The organism is Leeuwenhoekiella marinoflava DSM 3653 (assembly GCF_900129005.1).
Lineage (GTDB): Bacteria > Bacteroidota > Bacteroidia > Flavobacteriales > Flavobacteriaceae > Leeuwenhoekiella > Leeuwenhoekiella marinoflava.
Genome location: NZ_FQUN01000006.1, coordinates 217,723 through 240,237, shown reverse-complemented (window position 1 = coordinate 240,237; position 22,515 = coordinate 217,723). Strand labels below are relative to the sequence as shown.

Genomic DNA, 22,515 nt, shown 5'->3' with positions numbered 1-22,515 from the left:
TAATAGGTTCGTTAATTTACAAGGATGCTGTAATCTCCTGATGGCAATTCAAACACAAGAGAATCTTCTTGCTTTACAATAGTTGTTGCCAGATGATCTAGAGGTTGTTTATTGATTTTCACTTCGGAATTTTTTGAAGCAGGCACGTAAATCTTAGCTGAAGAATTAGGCGGAATGCTTATTTCCCAGCTTAACTTTTTCTTGTCACGCTTCCAATTACTTTTTATCTCCCCGTAGCCGGATTTGTAAGAAGCATTTACAAATTTTAATCCGGTATTAAAATCAGGCTTCATGATTACTTTCTTAAAAGCGGGGTGCTCTGGATCAGATTTAATGCCTGCCATATTTTCAAAATACCAAATCATCAAATCCCCTAGAAGCATCACATGATTCTGAGAATTCATTTCAGGATCTGCTGTGTTTCCATTCCATAATTCCCAAATTGTAGTAGCACCATTTTCTGCCATATATCCCCAACTGGGATAGGTTTTATTGGATGCCAGTGTATACGCCAAGTCCCCTCTTCCAAATTCGGTAAGTGTGCGCATCAAAAACTGAGTTCCCACAACACCTGTACTGATGTGACTGTTTTTTGTTACCTCAATTTCGTGAGTCATATTCTTAAAAACGTCTTGCTCAAATTCTTTAGGAACCATCCCAAAAGCAAGCGGAAGTACATTTGCGGTTACTGTATTGTTAGCATAAACTAATTTGTTTTTATCTAAAAACTTAGTGTTAAATGCATCCTTAACCCTCTCAGAAAGATTTTGATAATACGTGATATCCTCAGGATTCGCATCGATCACTCCGGAAAATTTTTCCATTAATTTTAATAAATGGTAATAGAAAGCGCTTGATAACACTTCACCATCTGTCAAGCGCGATGGATCTTGTGACCGTATGATTTCAAGCGACTCTGGTGGTACACACCAGTCTCCGTATTTATCTTTTGCTATAAGATCATTCTTTAAGTAATTAGATTCCATGTACAATATCCACTTCTTCATATAGGGATAATGCTTTTTTATACTAGTGACATCACCATATTGCTGGTACAACATATCTGCTACAGTTATGTAGGTTCCCTGCCAGGTTACGCCGTCACCATAATACCTCCAAAAAGCAGGTGCAACATCTGGGATACCACCATCCTGGGTTTGTGAATATTTGATATCGTCTAACCATTTAGCGTATAAAGTCTGGTTGTCAAACAAAAAACTCTCTCCATAAGCACCCGTAGTTCTATCTCCAAGCCAAGGTTGTCGCTCGTTACGCTGCGGACAATCAATAGGCATGCCTTTATAATTTCCTCGAATTCCCCAATACGCATTCTCAAATATTTGATTCATCGTCTCGTCTGAAGATTCAAAAGAACCAACAGTTTCCAGGTCATCATAAACCACTTTACCTATAAAATCGGTGAGTTTAGGTTTAGATGACAAACCAGTAATTTCAACAAAACGGAAACCGTGATACACAAACTTAGGCTCCCAGATTTCAGTTCCATTTCCACTTAAAATATAGGTGTCTGTAGCACGGGCATCTCTAAGATTTGCGGTATATAAAGTACCATCTTCTTTTAGAGACTCTGCAAACTTCATTGTTATCGCATCTCCTCTAGTTCCCTTTACTCTAAGCTGAAGCCAACCCACCATATTTTGTCCCATATCTAAAATATAGGAACCAGACTTTGTAGCTTTTATGCTAATAGGAGTCACTGTATCTTTGACTTTCATATTAGGTGTCATTTGTCCTTCATAAAAACCACCGGGTTCCTGGACCCAGGTTAGATTTTTCCACGCAGAATCATCGAAAGCTACCTCGTTCCAATTGGGAATTTCTTTACGAGCATCATAAATCTCACCATCGTATTCGTTATTAGCTCTGATTGGGCCATCTGCTGTAAATTTCCAACTCTCGTCTGTTTTAATTGTTTCTGAACTTCCATCTGTATATCTAATTACTAATTGTAGAGCCATCTTGGGAAAGCCAAAACTTTTAATTTTATACGGCTTATATTCCTGGCGCATGGCAAAAAATCTCCCGTTTCCTAAAATGGAACCGATTGTATTTCTGCCCACGCTTAATTCATCAGTTACATTAAAAACATTGTACTTCACATTCTTTGTATAATCGGTAGGAACTGGTGCTAAAACCTGATCACCTATCTTTTGACCATTTATATAAAGCTCGTAAAGTCCCATTCCCATAATGTAAACTTTGGCGTCTTTTATGGGCTTTTCTAAAGCAATATTTTTGCGGATATACCGTGCTGCAAGTTTTGAAAACTGACTCAAGCTGTCTCCCGGAAACAATTGATTGTAACCAATCCACCGCGTAGACTTCCATTCGGCATAGGTTAGAATTCCCATACTCCAATACGCAGGTTCACTCCAGGTAGTTTCTCCTTCATTGGTCCATGTCTTTACTTTCCAGTAAGCTTCCTGTTTGCTATCCAGCTCTTTTCCGCTGTAAAAAACATTTAAAGATTCAGCGCTTTGCACTTTACCACTATCCCACAAATCAGCTTCGTTAGCAGCTAATTGAGCTGGACTTGATGCAACAAGAATCTGATAAGCCTGCTGCTCTATATTGGGTGCTGAAGTTTTAAACCTCCAGCTTAATCTTGGATCTAATACATCAATTCCTAGAGGGTTTTTAAGCATTTCGCATTGCAGATCAACAACTTCAATTTCGCTTTGTGCAAAAATCAAGCTTGTAAAAAACAGTGCGATAACTCTTATAATCGTTCTCTTTATCATTGATTGTTACTTTGTAAGTATGCGTTCTAATTGTTCTGCGGAAGCAATCTCGTTTCCATTTCTAAAAACTTTAAATCCTTTGCCCCTATTGTACTTTTTACCGGTTTTATCCCAAAGAATCGTAAGTATATCGCCGTGATACAAGACATTATCTAAACAGAACCAATCCCATTTTTCCTGCGGAATAAGCGGATTTACTTCAATTTTATCATCAGCCCTAGGGCGTAAACCTACGAGACCGGTAATGATCAAATCATTAAATGTAGAATGGTTATAATACCGGCTACGCTCGCGATCTCCCATTAACCAATAACCTGTAGATTCATCAAGGTATTCACCGATATAGGGTCTACCTCTATAATATTGAGATTCTACATACTTGTTGAGTTCTCTAAAATAATCTGCATTATTTACCACGTTTTGAGTGTAATTGTTCAATACATTACCAAGTGCTGTCAAGGTTTGCGAAGTAGCAAAAGGCCAAACTGCACCGTCCCATTCGCAGGTTCCTGTTCCATGACTTCTAAATCGCGGACTTCTCATCTCAGCCGTTGTTGTTCCGAATGGAGCACAAAATCCTTCTTCATCATTCAATTGTTCCCAGGCTTTTTCAAATCCTTTATTCGCTTCCGGTAAATTGAAATACCACGGGATAAACCCAACAGCTTCACGCACATGTGCAGAAGTATCTTTCTCGGTAAAAGTTTCAAAAAATGCATCTTTTGCATTCCACAATTTACCTTCTACAAGTTGTTGCAGGGTATCTGCTTTAGCTTTAAAATATTTAGCCTTTGTCTGGTCATTTTTAAGGTTTGCCATTTTGGCCAATGCTTGGGCGTTACCGTACATATAGCTGTTAATCGTGGGGCGTGCGTTGCGAACTCTCCTCCCACCACTTAACGATTCTTCCATCCCGTCTTTTACATCGTTTTGCCAGAATAGACCATCGGGGCGCTTTCTGTCGCCTTCCCAAGCTGCATATTCATCAACCAGATCAGGATACATATCCAATAAAAAGTCTTCATCTTTATTCACCAGATATCTGCTATATAACGCATCTGCCGTCCAGCTACTAAAGGTTCTCAGTTTTTTCATACGCCCGCCTTCATTTCCTCTGTACCATAAATGCACATCCTGCTCTATATATTCAGGGTTGTGCAACCAGCGAAACTCATTAATATGATGACCCAACGCACAACTAATCATATTGTATTCATCTGCATACGAACGCTCTACCAGAAATTCGGTTATCGCAAATCCCTGTGGAGTATTTGTAATGTGTTTGCGGGCAGTCCACCACCTGTAGTAATAGATCTCCTCAAAATTTTGCTGTGGACATTCAAACAATGGAATATTTTGCTCCATCCATTCCCAGGACTTTTCATTAGGAATCGCTTTAGCAATATTTTCATCCTCCATGGTATTGAAATAGTCCACATAATGCTTAAAATCAGTTGCATTCAGTACTGCGGAGTTCTTTTGATTTTGAGCTAAAACAACTGTTTTACTACTACTCAAAAATGTACTGATGCAAAGAATAATTAATATTGATTGTATTTTGAATTTCATCACCACTATAATTTAGTTACCATAAAACGTATAGGTTTCTCCGGCTTTTACAGGTACATCATACTCGTAATAACGAGGTTTTTTTACTTTATCAAGATTCGCTTCTGCTGAAATAATAGGCGCTTTCACCTTCACGTCGTAAAAAAATGAATTGGGATTTGACCCTTTTGCGCGTTTCAGACTTTTACCATTGCTTGCCTTTAAACTGGTTTTTGATCGTATTCTGCAATTACCATCGTACCTCGCTTTTATCTTTAATTCTGAAATCTTGTTCTTTTTCCAGCTTAGGTCTATCTCATATCCTCCTCTGGCAATTAGACCTGTAATCGCACCATCACTCCATACATCTGGTAATGCGGGTAATAGCTGAATGGCTCCTTCGTGACTTTGCATCAACATTTCTGCGATCCCTGCAGTACAACCAAAGTTACCATCAATCTGAAACGGTTGGTGTGCATCTAGCATATTGGGATACGTTCCTCCGCCTTTTCTCTGATCCGGTAAAACCAGACTCAATTGATCTTGTAATAATTTATATGCGTGATTGCCATCCTGTAAACGCGCCCAAAGATTAACCTTCCAGCCCATAGACCAGCCGGTAGATTCATCGCCTCTGTAATTCAATGAGTTTTTAGCAGCTTCAAATAATTTTGGGGTCTTAGAAGGAGAAATCTGATTGCTTGGAAACAAACCGTATAAATGAGAAACGTGCCTGTGATGATCTTCAGGGTCATCCCAATCCTGCATCCATTCTTGCAACTGACTGTGTTTTCCTATTCGCATAGGCGACATTTTAGCCAGTGTATTTTGAAGTTTTTCAGCGAAAGCCTTATCCTCATTTAAAATATGGGTCGCACGAATCGTATTGGTAAATAAATCAAAAACCAACTGATTATCCATTGTTGTACCTGCGGCGATTGTAGATTTCCCATCTTCTGCAGCATGTGTATTTTCAGGCGAACTGGAAGGTGTAACTACTAAATAACCAGATTCTGGGTCGGTTATCATAAAGTCTAAAAAGAAGGTCGCAGCTCCTTTAATAATCGGATAGATTTCTTTTAAATATTCCTGATCTCCAATATACAAATAACGTTCCCATAAATCCTGAGAAACCCAAGCACTCCCTGTAGGCCACATCCCAGAAGCTGCATAATCTACAGGACCGGTAATTCTCCAAATATCTGTATTGTGATGCAATACCCAACCAGCTGCATCATACATTTGCTTGGCTGTCTCGTGGCCGGTTATGCTTAATTCTTTTGCCATTTGAATGAATGGTTCATGCATTTCAGAAAGGTTGGTAAGCTCTGCTGGCCAATAATTCATCTCTGCATTAATGTTCATCGTGTATTTACTCTCCCAAGGCGGAAAAAGCATATCATTCCAAATTCCCTGAAGGTTTGCAGGTTGCCCACCGGGTTGAGAACTGGAGATTAATAAATAACGTCCGAACTGAAAATAAAGAGCAGCCAATTGTGGGTCATATTGTTCAGAAAATTTTTGAATACGCTCATCTGTTGTTTCTTTGGCAGCTTCCGTGATTCCTAAGTCCAAAGATACCCGGTCAAAAAAGCTTTTGTAATATGCAGTATGATCAGCTTTTATAGTTTCAAAATCTTTTAAAGTTGCATTGTTTAAATACGACTTGCTTTTTGCTTCTTGATCTTCGGTTAACTCCTGATAGTTTTTAAAATTGGTTGCTATTGAAATATACAGTGTTGCCGAATCTGCATTTTCAATACTTATAATTCCATTCTTGACTGCTAGTTTCCCACCTTCGTTCTTTGCTTCCATTCTTCCCATAAACTTCACGCGACCTTTCTGATCTTCCCAGGTGCTTGTTGTTCCTGACAGGGAAACCTCGTTCTTTTCAGTTGCTGTAAGGGTTTTGTCAAAAGGACTATTCATAAATACATTACAGGTTATAGCTCCCGGCTGACTTGCTGAAAGTTTTAGGGCAATAACCTGATCCTTAAAAGCTGTAAGAATTTCTCGCGTGTAAGTAATTCCATTTACATCATAGTGAACTTTAGCTATTGCATCGTTGATATCTAAATCACGATAATAATTGGTGTAATCCTGATGTCCAGGAAAAGAAATATAAACACTACCAAAGGTTTGATACGGCATCCCGTTATTAGTCTGAGACATGATTTTTTCTGTCGCGAGCTCTTGAGCTTCTGCGTAGTTGCCTTCAAAAATGAGTTGGCGCACTTTAGGAAGCACCGGTAGCGCTTCATCATGCGAATTGCTGTTAGGAGAGCCGGCCCAAATGGTCTCTTCATTAAGTTGCAAGCGTTCTACAGCAGGATCACCAAAGACCATCGCTCCTAACCTACCATTGCCCAATGGCAAAGCCTCATTCCAAATCTCAGCAGGCTCGTTGTACCATAATTTAAGACCTGTACTTTCTTGCGCCAAAAGATTTTGAAACGCAAAAAAGCATAATGCAATTCGATATATGTAGTTAATCTTAATTTTCAACATCATTATTTTTTTGGTTTTTCTCTCCGAACATCTCATATAAACGATCAATATTTTTTAGTGCATTGTTAGGTAATTTCTTTCCAGATTTACCAAAAACCAAAAACGCTTCTTTGTCTTCAATTATAACCTCAGACTCATCGATCTTTCCGTTAAAATCCTTTACCACTTTTAAATCCAGATCTAAATATTTAGCCATAAACGGGTACATCGCCATTCGTTTTGAGTATCCGTAATCATGACCTTCTTTCGGAAAATGAGCATTTTCTACCAATTCCCTTTTACCGTAAAAACCATAACTATTTTGAATAAAAGGAAATTCCAGTTCCGGGACAGTATACGTCCAATCTTCACCATCAGAAATTATCAATTGGGGTTTTGGCGCTGCCAAAGCAGCTATCTCGGCATTATTGGTGCCTTTTCCACAAAGATGAATTCCACGCCCGCTTTCACAGGGACAACCACCTGAAAAGTGTGAAGAAACCATAACCACAGGAACTGATACTTTTACCCGGTCATCAATAGCAGCCAAAAACATCGTATGAGACCCGCCACCAGAACCGCCTGTGACACCAACTCGCTCTGGATCTGCGTATTTTAACTTCAGTGCATAATCTAAAAGACGTATTCCGGTTAAAACCTGAACAGTAGATGCGATACTGTTTTGATGATTTTCCACAGGAAATTGTAACTCAGACTCTCCCCAGGCAAACAAATCGTAATTGATTACGACAGCTCCCATTTTAGCTAACATAGCACAGCGTATCTGTTCATCTTTGCGATAACGACCATCCAGAAAATGACCATTTGGAGTGATGATAACCGCTGCTTTCTGTTTTAATGGATATGGTTTATAAACAGATCCTGTAGCGTAAACACCGGGAAGAATTTCAATCCCTATATTTTCTACGCTGTATCCTTTGTAGTTTCGTTTCTTTGTGAGAATAGGTTTTGAATCGGGAGTTTTTGGAGCATTATTTAAACCAAAAGTTTCACGCATACATGTTTTAAGCGAAGCTTTTCGGGTTTTCCATTCTGCTAATGTGGAATAGTTTTTTGCTAAAAAAGCAAGCTTGTTTTCAGCTTTATCTATTGAGATTTTATGGTGTTCAAATTTTCTGATTTGATACGTGCCATCTGCCTGTTTAAAATACGTGAGATTAAATGGAAGCAAAACGTTTGTCAAAGAAACTTCTAGATTTCCCTGTTCTATACGCCAATCTGCATAATCAAGTTCTTTATCTTCTAGCAACTTTCTGTCATCTATAACTTCAATATCAAAAAGGCTTTCAATCTTCTGAATCGTTTCTGTAACCGGTTTTTTAAACTTGGTATCTGATGTCTGTTGAGCAATTACAGTAAACCCCAACCCTAACGATATCGATACCGTTAGGAGGAATTGATGTATTGTAAATTTTAGGTTTATCATATGCTCAATTAGAAGTTGTGATAATGTATTTACCAGATGCCAGTTTAAAGTTGAAACTTTTAGAATTGCTTTCCATCCTGCTCTGTCTTTTATATGGTTTTCCGTTTATAAGAATCTTGTTAGTTGAATCTATAGGTAGCTTAATACGAGCACTCGTATTTGCAGGGATTTCTAATTTAAATGTTGTGGTTTTCTCACTCTTTTCCCATTCTGAAATTATAGTCCCATAAATAGAATTATAACTGGCTTTTACAAAATTCAAATCGCCTACAAGTTCCGGTTGTATGAAGAAGTGCTTAAACCCGGGATGCTCAGGATCAGGTACAATACCTGCAAGACTTCGGTAAAACCATTCTTCTATTTGACCCATCATAAAATGATTCCAGCTATTTCCTTTCCTGGGATCCCATTGTTCAGTCAACGTAGTCAAGCCAAATTTTATCTGAAAACCATAACCCGGCGTATCATAATGATTGTTCATTTTATACATCGTTTCATTTTCACCATTACGTGCCAATGCTTGAAACAGATACCGGTTTCCTACGTCTCCGGTGGTCAATCTATAACCTCGTGCCTTGATATCATCGACTAGATTTTGCATCACTTCAGCTTTGTATTCCGGCTCAACGATGTCCATAAAAACAGGTACCGCATTGCTGAATTGACTTGAAGTACCATATTGTTTTGTTTCCGAATTAAAAAATTCAGTATTGAATGCCTTTTTTATGGTGTTGCTCAACTTTTCATAAGTCTGTGAATCTTCCTCTTTATTTAAAAGTTTTGCAGCTTTAGCCAATAAATCCGCTCCAAAATAATAATGGCTAGTAGCAGACAGAGCTATCGGACTGTTTTTAGAATATCCTGCGGCGTGATCTCCATAATCATACCAATCCCCCAAACCATAAGAAAGTATGTGATTTTCAGACTTAGAAGTAAGATAGTCTACATACTTCTTCATCACCGGATAGTATTTTTCTAAAAGAGAAGAATCTCCATAATATTCATAATACATCCAAGGCAATACAATACCTGTAACACCCCATTCTGGTGAATCTGTAAAATCACCGCCAAAAATCACATATTCAGGAGCTATATTAGGGATCAAACCATTTTCCCGCTGGGCATCTTTAATATTTTGCATAATACCGGGAATGTACTTTTGCATATTGTAATTGAAAATCAATCCCGGTCCGTTGAGATGCGCTTCTTCAAGCCAACCTAATTTTTCCCGATGTGGGCAATCGGTTAAAACTGCTTGAAAATTGCTTTTTATAGCATTATTGATCAGTTCATGCGCTTTATTAAAAATAGGATTAGAAGACTCAAAAAATCCTGATTCTCCTGAATCATTATAAATAAAATTTGATGTTATGTTTAAAAGTGTAGGAAGTTTAGCATCTACTGCTTCCTTGTAGTTAATTTGTTCAATTTCTATATATTGATACCCGTAATAGCTAAATCTGGGCTGCCACTCTTCTATACCATTTCCTTTTAAAGTATAGTCAAAATAATAAGGTTTCCCGCTGCGTCCCTGACGTATACGACCGTCTTCATTTAAAACTTCACCAACCCAAAGACGTATTTTTTGTCCTTTTTTACCCTTAACCTGAATGGTTGGAAAGCCGGAAAGATTTTGCCCCATATTAAACACAAACGTATTTGGCTCAATCTCATTTACTTCTTTTACACTAAATTCTTTCTGAATGATCACCGGTGGTGTTACCTGCGCTTGCAATTTTCCCTTTGGTGCTTCCTGAATAATTGCGTCTTTCCAGTTTTCAGCATTGAAATTAGGTTGATCCCATCCCGGTTGCTCTAAATTAGCATCATAATCCTCTCCACCAAAAATACTGTTAAAGCTTATAGGACTTTTCTCGTATTTCCAGGATGAGTCAGATTTTATAACTTCACTGGTTCCATCGCTATAGGTGATCTTCATATTGAAAAACAACGTAGGCGGTCCAAAACTCACAAAGAATTTAGAATAGCGCTCTGCTATCATGTTGTACATTCCATTTCCTAAAACAACGCCAATAGCATTCTCTCCTTTATTTAATGCATCACTATCTAACTCATAACTATTGTAATTAACCGATTTATCATAATCTGTCCAAAGTGGTGCAAACGCACTAGTTCCTATTTTGCTTCCATTTATAGTAAGTTCATAATGCCCCAAACCGGAAATATAAACAACAGCTTCCGTGATCTTTTTAGACACCTTAAAAACTTTTCTAAGCATAATACTACGTCGTGCTAAAGAATCAGTAGCAGCAATCATTGCTTCCTTTTTCTCCTTTTTATAAGTGGCAGTATGAAAATTTCTTCCTTCCGGCAGATGACTATCTTCTTTAGTAATTGCTCCTATCCAAACCGGCTGCAATTGCTTTTCATCAGGTGCTATTCTAAACGAATTAACTTCGCTCCATTGAGATGCTTTTTTATCCTGATCCCAAACTTTTACCTTCCAGTAATAGTTGCTTCCGGGTTTTAAAGGCTTGCCGCTATAGAAAATAAGCTGACTTTGATCTGAATTTATTTTAGAACTGTTCCAAAAGTCAGCATCTTCAACAGTTAGTTTTTGAGGGGTACTGGCTACAAGAATGTGATAAGCAGTTTGAGAAACATCATTTTTTTCTGAAAATATCTTCCATCCTAATCTGGGATTCGCATTTGTAACGGCAACCGGATTTTTCTTAAACTCACAGATTAAATCTGTAGCAGGTGTCTGGCCGTTAGAATTAAATCCCAAGGAGAAAATAAAAGCAAGTAGTATGTTTTTTAATAAATTCAAATTAAAGTTTCTGAGTTATTAATGATTTTATATTGAAAACAGCCTCCGGAATTGACGCACCTGTATTGGGTAAATCATCATAATCTTCCTTATCAGCCGGGGTGTCAGGTGTTGGAAAATGACGTGCTGCTCCTGTTCTAAACATGATACGCTCAATCGCTAATGCAGGGGCATAAAAAATCTTACGCGATTCTTTTTGCTCATTCACCTCAATGGTATACGACCGCGTTGTAACATCTAGAACTACTTTTAGCTTGTATTCTTTACCGGCTTCATAGTCTGCGATTCCGCTAAAACGAGAGCCCGATTTTGTTTTGATTTTTCCATCCTTATCAAAAATGATACGAATTGAAGGCAAACCTTCTGCATTCTGAAATTCGATGTGTAACAAACCCTGATCGTTTTGCTCAGGTTTAATCATAAAAGTCGCTTCCATTTTTTCAGCTGAAGGAATTACCCGCTCTACTTTTGCATAATCAAATGGGTCGTGATCACGTAGTGTAAGCCATTTAATACCACTTTCTTTTTTTTCAATTTTAGCGGAAGCCCACGACAAATTGTAAACATTCCATAAGTCCAGTTCGTGATCATCAGGAAGTTCATCAAAAACTGAATTTACATCTTCTGAAACCGAACTTTTAACCGGAACCGGAATTGAAGCAACCCAGATATCCTCTTTATTCACACTATAACTTACCCAAAGCTTGCCATCTGGTGGAGTACCGTTATTTTCAGTAATTCCTCTAACATATTGCGGTCCGTAGGATTTATAATTTCCACCATAGCGCATCGGTGTTAATTCACCATGAATCAATAACAGATCTGTATAAGTCATCCCCTCATTACTGGTAGAAATCGCCAACGGCCAGCGGTATTCTGAAGGATTGTAAACAGTAGCATACCGGTTATCTGAAGTTTTTTGTCCCCAGATTTTTGCATTGCTGTTTACAAAACCTGGAGCCCGTGTAGGCGAATATTCCCAGGTCTCACCATTATCTTTGCTTATTGAAGTTAAAGCGTGCTTCCACAAACCCACTACATCACCATCAGGTAGGTGATAATAACTAAAAGCCTTATACTGTTTTTGAAGCGGTATTAAAGGATCATCGCGGTCTGCTTCTTCAACCCATTGTTGCATCAGTAAAGGTTGAGATAAAATCTCTTCACAAGCTTTTTTCAAGCCTTTGTCATTACTTGTTTTATAAAATGGAAAATTGGTATTCGATTCATTCCATGATTTATTGTACCTGATAAAGTAGATTGGCCCCATCGTGCCGTCTTTTTTTATTTCTCTGATGACTCTACCTATTCCTTTACCGTCATTTGGACTGTCTTTTTCATTCAATGAAATGCCATAGAAAGCAAGCGTAAACAGACGATCATCTGAAGAGGTATAAAACCCCATGCGCTGGTGCATCGTCGCATCCAGATCTTTAGAAATTCCTTCTACTCCTTCTTTTTTGATACCGTTAGGAATGCGATAAATAGGAAAAATAACTTCCGGCATAGACCATTCTCTTCCATCTTTAGAATGTATTAGAAATGTTTGACTCGGCGGAATATGCTCCCCCACAGGATCACTCAAATACTGAACAAAAAACATATTGTTCCAGTACGCCATATTAGGCGCATGGTTGTAGGTCCACCCAAAACCATCTGACTTTTCAGGATGTTCCCTGCTTGCCCGCATAATTTGCGTTGCATGAACTCCTACAGCAGGACGGAGTTGCCCATGATGGTAATCTATATTAGATAATGTTTTACCTACATATTTAATGGTGTCTTGTTGAGCAACTGCAGACGTTATAGTAAACAAGATGCTCAACATAAAAAACACACCTAAAACTTTATTTAAATACACAGATCGAGTCATTTATAGTTTATCTTTTTTGTCAAGAAGTCCATCTAAAACACTTCTTGAAATTGTAGTTATTGTCCCGTGTTTATGCCCATCGGGCAACTTAATTTGATTGGATATATTCTCGAAATTTTTAAAGTCTGAGGTACGAACTGCCTGATAATTTTTAGCTCCATAATTATCAAAATAGATCAGCCACTCTCTATCTTTCTGAAGGACCGTTGGACCTTCAGAAAGATAATCTGAAAAAGGCTCTGAAGTATTTGTAAACGGTCCCAATGGAGATTTACTAAATGCTACTTTAAGGTTCCGCATCGGTCTGGTATTGTCTTTTAAAATAAGGACATAATCTTCATCACCTCGTTTTAACAAAGCACAATCGATTACACTAAAACCCGGATCAAAAAATAATTTGGTTTCTGAAAAAGTCTTAAAATCTTTAGTCGTTGTAAAATACATTCTATGATTGTTTTCCTCTTCTTCCTCCCCTTTTTCAAATCTAAACGGAATCGTTGAAGCCCAAATAATAATATAGTTATCATTTATATCATCGTAAAAAACTTCTGGAGCCCATACATTTACTACATCCGATTCATTTTTCATTACCGGTATATACTGCTGCTCTGACCAGTTTATTAAATCTTTAGAGTTAGCATAGCCAAAACCAGTTCCGCCACGCCAATCGGTCGTCCACACCATATGATAAGTATCATCTTTACCTTTTATTATGGAAGGATCTCTCATAATTCCGCTTTCGCCTACTTGAGGTTTTAAATAAGGTCCCTCAAGATCTTCCCAATGATATGCATCTGTACTGTATGCCAAATACAAACCTTCTGTAGCCGGTTCCCTAAAAGAAGTAAATAGATAAATTGCTTCATTAGAAGCGCAGCTCGTAATTAAAAACGAAATCAGAAGAATAGTACATTCAATAATATGTCGTCTAATCAGTCTCAATTCAAATTGATTTTAGATTTTAAATTCGTTCCTGATTTAACGGGAATCGATACGTTATCAAAAACATTATTTTTTAGGTAAACATTTCGGGTTTCAGCCCCATCAGCTTCAAGAAAAACAGCTGTATTCTCTAATGGAAAATTAGAAGTCAGCAATACATCAGAAACATTAATAAGCTTTATAAGTGGTGTATTCTTTAAAGGCTTCTTTGAAGAAATATTTGTCATCACAAATTGGTGAGCATTTTCGATTTCAAATGAAGCTCCCAGTTTAGTGGTTACCCGTACATTATTAAACTGAAAATCTTTGGCGGTGTGTATTTCAAAACCTTTTTCAGCTTCAATATTTACATCTGAAAAACTTACATTTTGAACCGGCATTTCTGAAATCCCCAGAATACGTCCTGCAGTATTTACTGCTGTTCCCGTGATATTACTAAAATGAATATTTCTAAAAACAGGAGTTCGTTCTGATACCGATTCTTCAGTAGTATTCTTATCATAAAACAGATTGAGCATAAAAGCTTCCTGCTTAATATTATTCATCACGATATTAGAAACCCGAATGTCTTCAACCACCCCACCACGACCTCTTGCAGATTTAATGCGGATTCCACGGTCTGTGTCATCAAAAACACAATTTGAAATTGTGATTTTTTTAATTCCGCCAGACATTTCACTGCCTATAACAACGCCACCGTGACCACTTAACATTGTACAATTAGTTATGGTTACATTTTCAGTGGGAGTAGCCCATTTACGACCATCTGTATCTCTTCCTGATTTTATGGTAATGCAATCATCTCCCACACTAATATGACAATTAGAAATGTGTACGTTTTTACAAGAAGTAGGATTAATACCATCTGTATTGGGAGAAGGCGGATTGAATATCGTAACCTTATCAATGGTCACATTATCGCAAAATGCAGGGTTTATAGTCCAAAAAGGTGAATTCTGAAAAGTTACGCCTTCAATTAAAATATTCTTGCACTGAAAAGCCTGAAACAGCGGTGGTCTGTGAAATAAGAAATTACGAGTGCGCTCATAATAAGGAGCCGTTTCAAGACCTTTGTTTTGCTCTTGTGTCATTTTTTGATACCGAGTAAGCGGCAGGTTTTCGGTAGATTCTATTCGATACATTTCGGTCCACCACGCTTTGCCGTTTCCATCTATTACTCCTCTACCGGTAATGGTTATGTTTTCTGCATTCTTAGCATAAAGCAGCGGTGAAAAACTATTAAGCACAGTTCCTTCCCAACGTAATTGCACAAATGGAAGGTAATCCTCAAAATCTTCAGAAAATTTCAATACAGCTCCAGCTTCTAGGTCAAGAGTAATGTTGCTTTTTAATTTTAAAGCTCCCGTTAGATAATTTCCTGCAGGAAAATAAAGCGTACCTCCTCCCGCCTCAAAAGCTTTATCTATTGTATTCTGAATAATTTCTGTGCTCTTTCTACCCTCATTACTCACGCCTTCTTCAAGCATATTATACCTAATTAAAGTATTAGAGTTTATAGAAGTATACCCCAATAGAAAAACAAAAAGTAATAGGTGTTTAATGTGTCTCAATGAATAATTATTTAGATGTTAATACCAATACCCAATCATTTCCGTCTTCCGGCTCACCCGGTGGATCAAATTCATGAATACCGACGTTTTTAAATGAATCAATAGGAAGGTCACTACCGTCTTTAGGATCATACCAAAAGGCATCTACTTCTTCCCCTGTAATTTTTCCCATTTTTACTTTTATACTTTTTCCTGTGTAGGTATAAATCATTGCGTAATCTTCGCCTCGGGTAGCAGCTAAATAATCATACTTTTCACCTTGATTAACAATTAAATCCTGATCTGGAACTCTTGCGAAATAAGGAAAAAGCATCATCAGATTTTTTAAATATTGCATCTGTTCTGCGCCAGGGGCATTGAGCGCTTTCTGCCAGTTTATTGTATTACCATAAGCACCTGCACCATCTTCTTTTGTATAAAACTGCATAATTGCGCTATGACCATAAGTATACCCCGCAGCACCTGCAAAAACAGACCAATAGCCATATCGGCGTACATCGTTTGCGTTCCACAAAGGTTGTAAGGTATCGTGTAATCCCTGCGGAATTCCTTCGTAAGACGGCTCACCATCAAGAGTAGGTTTTGTTGGTTTTAAATTATAATCCACATTCACATACTTCCAGTTATCCTCGCCATATCCTTTCTCAGAATCATCTTGATCATACCTTCTGTGGCCAGATTGAAACATATTAAAGTCTAACCAATCTTCATTTTGAAACCAGTCTGAAGATTGGTGTCTTCCTCTAGGATGAAAAGTTTCTAATTTATTTGGACTCCCTTTTTTAATTGTACTACCTAAAGCATTCCATACATCTGTATATTCATTACCAAAAGTATCGCCGCCGTTAAGCCAAATGATATTTTCATTTTTAAATCTTTCGGTTAAAAATTTACCATAAACTTCAGCCTGTTCTACAGAAACTTTACCCGAATTTACATTCCCGCCCCAAACAGGAACTAAAGCCATATACAAGCCTTTTTCTTCTGCTAAATCTATTGCATACGCCATATGATCCCAATAATCATAAGCTGCTTCTTTTTCTAAGGAATTCCCTTCAGTTACAATAGGCTTATCGAGTTGGCCATCTGTTAAGGCGCTATCACCATAACTACTTACTGCATCAAGTGAATGCAGCAGCATTACCTGAATCACATTAAATCCTTTTTCCTTTCGGTCATCTAAATAGTTAGCTATTTCTTTGCGATCTAGTTTAGTAAACATCAACCAAGCGGTATCACCCAGCCAGAAAAAAGGGTCTCCATTTTCTTTTTGAAAATAATGAGCATTATCTGCAATCTCAATCGGCTTTAAGGTTTCTTCTTCACCAGTTGCTTGCACGTCTTGCGAAACCGGCTTTTCGTTTTTACAAGCACTTATAAAAAGCAGAAAAATCATGGATATATTATAGAATGCTATTTTTTTCATCATTTAATTACTTTATGAATATAGATTACTTTTGATCCTGTTTTATCGTTTGAAATATGTAGAGAAGAACCTGCTTTATACAATACTTCTTTAAGGATTTCACCAGTCTTTTCATCAATCCAGTATGCCTCATAATTACCTTTGAATGTTGAAAGATCAAGTTCTATACTGCCATTTTCCTTAAAATAGAAAAGGTAGGTTAATCCAGTTCTACTCATCTCCCAAACCAAATCTGAATAAGCAGAATTGCATTGCATCAACCCTACTTCCTTATTAAAATCTTCTATTTCAATTTTAGGTATTGCTGGTAAAGAACCTCCGGCCATCAGCACAGCCCATCCCATTCTGGAAGCAGCGTTAGTATTATAAATAATTGCTTTATTCGGATATTTTTTTCGGTATTCCTGTACAGCGCGAAAGGTTTGAGCTTCAGTTTCCTTGCCGGTATCCATCTGACGGGCATGCTGTCTAGGAGCTAAAAACTTTCCTCCCTCAGGAGCATAAGTGCTTCCATCTTGTTTATAATACCAGTATTTTATATCTATTACATCTATAAGTTTTAAATAGTCTTTATTCTGAAGTATCGCGTCCTGTACATCTTTCGTAGCACTTAAGGTTATCTTGGAGTTGTTCTTCTTCTCACTCTCAAACTCTGAAATAACATCCAACCAAAATTGCATAAAATGCAAAGGTCCGGTATACTCCTGACTGATTAATTGCAGAATATTCCCATTATCCCTGAAGTTTTCTAAATTCTTTTCAATAAATAAACGGTGCAATGCAGCCAGGGAATCGTTAGAAACGTCATAAAACTGTTTAGACATAAATATGCGCTTGTCTCCTGCGTATGGAGGAGGCTCAGGAAATGGAGTTTCATTTATATTATTTGCTTTGCGCCATGGTGAACTAGCCCAATGCGCTCCTGCTTCCAGAATATTATGCTGAAAATAGTTCTCATTAAGTAGGATTTTATTTTCGGCACCTGCTAAATCAGCAAATTGCTTAAGGCGATCCCAATACCAAATATTGAAAGATGTCAAATCGTATTTACTGAGACCATCCCAAGCTTCAGACTTACCGCTTCGGTTAAAAGGTTGCTCATAAAATGGTGCCCAGGTGTCTGCATCGTAACGTCTTACCCGCTCGTGATCATCCATTCTACGCTCATACCACAAGCCATAATTATGATCTAGTGCCGCTACATTATTGGTTGTCATATAGGATACAGTCTCTGTTGAATTATCTGTAAATCCTTTACCCGAATGTCCTGGAACAAAACGTGTTATGTGAGGTTGTGCATTTTCAATATCACGATCCCTTAAACTTCCTCTCCACCAAGGAACTGCATTTGTAGAGCCAGTTATCAATCCGTTTGAACCTACCAGTTTTCCATTTTTGATTTCAACTTGAGAAGATTTTTTATCTGAAGATTCCTTAGTACTAATTCTATTGAATTGTTTAGCCTTTTTATAATCAACAGGTATTTTGTTTCTGCTTTTTGCTTGTGTAATAAACCCTTCAAGACTCAAGCTGGGCGCAGATGCTTCTTCCGTTAATGCCGCAGCTTGTTCTTGAGTAGGACTTGAAGAGGGTTCTGACCCCAACTCAAGTAATTTAAAATCCTTACTATTTTTTAAGTTTCGTTGATGGTGCAATGCATAAAACAAACTTTGAGGTTTTATGTGGCTATTTACTTCCTCCCAGTTACCATTGCCTGCAAATTGTCCCCACACTCCATACGCCCAGTTTTGGGCAGTAGGCGGACTGTAATTCTCTATTCTTGAAGCCGATGATTCCCAGATTACACTATAAGCCGCATTCCAACCTAGTCCCCGTGATTCCTGACCTTTATTCGAAAAACTCAGCGCATCACCATCTATCTCTACATTATCAAACAAAATACCGGTGTTCCAACTCCCGATAGAACCGCTATAGCTATACGGCAAAACCGATTTGCACTGTAAGAATACATTAAGACCTGAATTACCGTAACCTCCTACTGCAAAATCATGATATCCATTTTCTGCATAACAACGCTGAAACAGTGTCTGCTGACCTTCGGTATAAAAGGTATTTCTTCTAAAAGCTGCAATTTCTGAAATAGGATTTTTAGATATACAATCTTCAACAGTAACACGTTTACCGTTTTTTAAAACAATCACAGCACTTCCTGCTAAATGACTAAAATTGACTTGCCTAACCCAAATGTCTTTTGCATTATTTATGGAAATTCCATCCCAACGATGCTGCTCATCTTTTTCATTTGCAATATTGTATTCAGAATCTATAGATAGATTTTCTATCCCGCTATTTATTATTCTAGGATCTCCATCAAAGGTTAAAAGATAATTTTTAGCGAATTTATCATTCAATGGTTGGGTTAGTGGAGCATCAAGCGTTAGTATATTTCCTTTTATTGCTGAAATATCTCTATCTGCTGAAATTTTAAAATCATCTGTTTTCCAACCCAGCCAATCTGTTTCCCCGCCAAAACTATTCATCTGTAATTGATCAATCCAGTTTTGTTTGAATTCTGATTGAATTAAAACAGATTCTCCAACGTTAACTTTAGCCGGATTGTTAATTTTTATTTGCTGAACTCCTAAAGGAGTGTACGTTGTTTGAAAGCTAAGTGTATCTTTTATTTGCCTGCCCTTGTTTCCTTCTATTTGAATCATTGCCATTCGTTCAGACCCCGTGCTCCTTAAAATAGTCCCTCCCTCACCGGCACCACTACCTCGTAAAACAACACCTGAGTTGGTTATTTTAAGATTTCCTGAAACCTTATAAATACCTTTCTCTAAAAGTACACATCCTCTATAGCCTTCATTATTTTTATCTAGTGAAGAAACATAATCTAATGCATCCTGAATACTAGCAGTAGCATCTCTATCTATATGAGGAACCACAGCTTTTATATCAACATCAACTATAGATTCTGAGCTGTTCTTGTAACCTGTAAAAGAGAAATCAGGAATGCTATTTCCTAAAGAATCTGAAATAAGTTCAACCCTCCCATCTATAGTTCGTTCAACTTTAGGTGTAGGTTTTTGTGAGAATAATACGGTGGGCAACACATATACTACAATTAGCAAGAGCCAATAAACTTTTGAATTTTTCTGTTTTATAAAATATCTTAGGAGGTTACTCATTTTTGAAGAGTGGCGTTAATCTTTACTTATGCTTAAAAAGGAGTTGACTTAATTATTATTTTCTTCCTTTTTTCGAGCTTCTATTCGTTTATGCCAAGCCTCGCTTTCTGCATTGAGATCATATCCGCGTTGCGATAAATAATTATTAATTCTCCCTTTGTATTTACCAAACCAGGCATGTTTCTCTTTAGATGAACCCGCATCCATAGCCAGTTCTCGCGCTTCTACAAGATTTTTGTAGATATATTCTTTTTCCTCCTTAAGCAACTCCGGAAGCATATCCTGATAACCTTCGTAGGTAATTTCAACAACTCCATAAGTCATCCCATCTTTTACCTCAGTGACTTGCTTATCATTAAGTTGTTTCTTCAGGCTTTTTAAATACTGCTTGTGCAGTTTTTTAGTTTCAGCATCAACCTTAGAAGTTATCGCCTCTTTTTTAGACTGCTTTAATTCTTCAGACATTTTACTAGTTTTCACAACAGCTAATTCTGCTTCTTCATTTTCTTGAATCTTGCTTAATGCTCTGTATTGACCTGCAATAAGATCACGTACTTTTAATTCTTTTTTTGTGTTAGATATAGCTAAATTATCTACTATTTTTTGAGCACGCTCATTAGTTACTTTTACATACGCAGGATCAAAATCTTGCTGAGCTGTGCTTTTACAGCTGCAAAAGACTAGAAATATTAACAATACAGGAATCTTAAAATATTTCATGATTTTTCTTTTTAAATTAAAAAATAGTCAGCCGGTATAAATACCGGCAAACTATCATACACACAACTTATTTCTTATAGTTTGCCAAACCATTTTTTAACTCGGCAAGGGTATCTTCATTATTTTCTAGAGCTGTCCAATCTGTTTTCTTATTCATCTGTGGTTCAATACCGTTAATATATAATTCAATATTGGTATAGGTATTTTCGCCATACGATTTTGATGCATCAGAAGGGTCATTTGGATTTAAGCCGTATTTAACTTCCCAGGCATCAGGTATACCATCTTTATCAGAATCCTTATATGATGTTCCCTTATAATCAGGATAACCTCCTACTTGAGCAATATCCGTTATAATTCCATCTTTATAAGAGTCTTTTGCCAGACGTCTGTACTTAAATTGGTAGAATGAATCTGGATCCAAACCTTTTACATACTCAGCTTTTCCTGTTTTAACAGTTCTTATTATACGCTGGTCTACTTCATCACGTACGGGCAAAGTTGCTCCTGCATTATCTAAAACAAAATTATATGCTTTTTTTGCAGGCATTATTTGACCTATCCAAGGCATTGGCATTGGTTTTTTTACTCTTATATATGGGAAATACTTTTTTGCTTCTTCAAAAGGCATTTCTTTACCATCTGTACCTTCCATTTGTACACCATCATTCCAATTATCTTTATTTATATCGGGGTATCCTTCCATTATATTTCCTTCAACGTGAGCCATACCAAAAACAACTGTATCTAACTTACTTCTACCAGATTCAGGCTTTAAAATTCTATGCCCTACACGCTCATCCTTGCCGGTGATAGGTCCTGGCTTGAAGTAATTGTTTATAATGTTATACTTAGCTGTATAGTCGCCACCATCTACTGATCTATGTTTCCAATTAAAAACAACATTATTTACAAAATTGAAAATACCATTCCATCCAATAGATGGGTTACGACCAGCGTTGCTTGCCCATAGATTTTGCATAAATGAACAATTTTCTCCACCTAATGTGCTTCCAAATGCGTGATTGTAGGTATCCAGGTCTTCAGAAAATATACTGTTCTGAATTGTAATATTTACTGTAGGTAGTTTTTCCGCTTTATAATCTGCACCCGGCTCATACATATGTCTGTAAATTGACATGTTCTCATCTAATCCCCAGCTAGCCGAAACATGATCTATCATAATATTACCTACAGGGTTACCACCTATAGCGTCATCTCTACGTCCTACAAAAGTATCACCTCTTCTAAAACGCATATGTCTGATAATAACATCATGAGTATCAATCCATACGGTCTCGCCAGCAATACAAATTCCATCTCCGGGAGCTGTTTGACCAGCAATAGTGATATACGGTGCTCTTATAATCAACGGAGTTTTAAGTTTGATTATTCCTGCAACATTAAATACAATGATACGAGCTCCACCAGTTTCACAAGCTTCTCTTAAAGATCCCGGGCCACTATCTGCTGTACTTGTAACAGTTAGAACTTTTCCTCCTCGACCTCCAAAGGTGTACATGCCTCCTCCTTTTGCTCCTGGAAATGCCGGTATCTCAGCTTGTGGTAAATCTGTAGGTCTGGCTGCCCAAGGTATGTATGGTTTTCCTGCTCTAGCTTCTTTTTGAACTATTTTACTAGCCTCTTCCCACGCTTCATCTGAGTGAGCATAGGCTGCATCAATTATTTCTTTTTCGAGCTTTCTATCCGCATCTGTTAAAGATGGATATTGAGCGAAAATGACTGAACAGTGGCTAAATACAAATAGTAGCAATAAAACATTCTTCTTTATCATA

General features: G+C 37.4%; 12 protein-coding genes. All 12 read right to left on the bottom strand.

Translation table 11 applies throughout. The annotated features are described in order from the left end of the window. Positions 1–11 precede the first annotated feature (11 nt). A complete protein-coding gene (locus BUB91_RS05780; RefSeq protein WP_073098147.1) occupies positions 12–2,762 on the bottom strand; it encodes an alpha-L-rhamnosidase in 2,751 nt (916 codons plus the stop codon). Positions 2,763–2,768: 6 nt separating this feature from the next. Continuing rightward, positions 2,769–4,331 (bottom strand): MGH1-like glycoside hydrolase domain-containing protein, encoded by a 1,563-nt coding sequence (locus BUB91_RS05775; protein ID WP_073098145.1) that lies wholly within the window; start codon positions 4,329–4,331, stop codon positions 2,769–2,771. Positions 4,332–4,343: 12 nt separating this feature from the next. Continuing rightward, positions 4,344–6,821, bottom strand: a complete 2,478-nt coding sequence (locus tag BUB91_RS05770) for a glycoside hydrolase family 95 protein (protein ID WP_083557849.1) — start codon at positions 6,819–6,821, stop codon at positions 4,344–4,346. Beyond that, the gene (locus tag BUB91_RS05765) at positions 6,805–8,244 is read right to left on the bottom strand and encodes an alpha/beta hydrolase (RefSeq protein ID WP_073098143.1); all 1,440 of its coding nucleotides are present in this window, start codon (positions 8,242–8,244) and stop codon (positions 6,805–6,807) included. Before BUB91_RS05765 ends, BUB91_RS05770 begins: the two co-directional genes overlap by 17 nt. A 4-nt stretch (positions 8,245–8,248) precedes the next feature. After that, positions 8,249–11,035: an alpha-L-rhamnosidase gene (locus BUB91_RS05760; protein ID WP_073098140.1), complete on the bottom strand. Its 2,787-nt coding sequence runs from the start codon at positions 11,033–11,035 to the stop codon at positions 8,249–8,251. 1 nt (position 11,036) lies between these two features. After that, positions 11,037–12,908 carry a sialidase/neuraminidase family protein gene (locus BUB91_RS05755; protein ID WP_206635264.1) on the bottom strand — a complete coding sequence of 624 codons (1,872 nt, stop codon included), beginning with the start codon at positions 12,906–12,908 and terminating at the stop codon, positions 11,037–11,039. After that, the gene (locus BUB91_RS05750; RefSeq protein ID WP_073098138.1) at positions 12,909–13,850 is read right to left on the bottom strand and encodes a glycoside hydrolase family 43 protein; all 942 of its coding nucleotides are present in this window, start codon (positions 13,848–13,850) and stop codon (positions 12,909–12,911) included. It lies immediately after the preceding gene. Beyond that, a complete protein-coding gene (locus tag BUB91_RS05745) occupies positions 13,847–15,337 on the bottom strand; it encodes a glycoside hydrolase family 28 protein (RefSeq protein WP_083557848.1) in 1,491 nt (496 codons plus the stop codon). The genes BUB91_RS05750 and BUB91_RS05745 overlap by 4 nt, the downstream gene beginning before the upstream one ends. A 91-nt stretch (positions 15,338–15,428) precedes the next feature. Continuing rightward, positions 15,429–16,850, bottom strand: coding sequence for a glycoside hydrolase family 140 protein (locus tag BUB91_RS05740; RefSeq protein ID WP_073098134.1), 1,422 nt, complete (start codon positions 16,848–16,850; stop codon positions 15,429–15,431). Then, positions 16,847–19,999, bottom strand: a complete 3,153-nt coding sequence (locus tag BUB91_RS05735; protein ID WP_073098132.1) for a DUF6298 domain-containing protein — start codon at positions 19,997–19,999, stop codon at positions 16,847–16,849. Before BUB91_RS05735 ends, BUB91_RS05740 begins: the two co-directional genes overlap by 4 nt. Before the next feature lie 48 nt (positions 20,000–20,047). Next, positions 20,048–20,719: a DUF3826 domain-containing protein gene (locus tag BUB91_RS05730; protein ID WP_073098130.1), complete on the bottom strand. Its 672-nt coding sequence runs from the start codon at positions 20,717–20,719 to the stop codon at positions 20,048–20,050. 67 nt (positions 20,720–20,786) lie between these two features. Further along, positions 20,787–22,514 (bottom strand): polysaccharide lyase, encoded by a 1,728-nt coding sequence (locus tag BUB91_RS05725; RefSeq protein ID WP_128759310.1) that lies wholly within the window; start codon positions 22,512–22,514, stop codon positions 20,787–20,789. Between the last annotated feature and the right edge of the window lies 1 nt (position 22,515).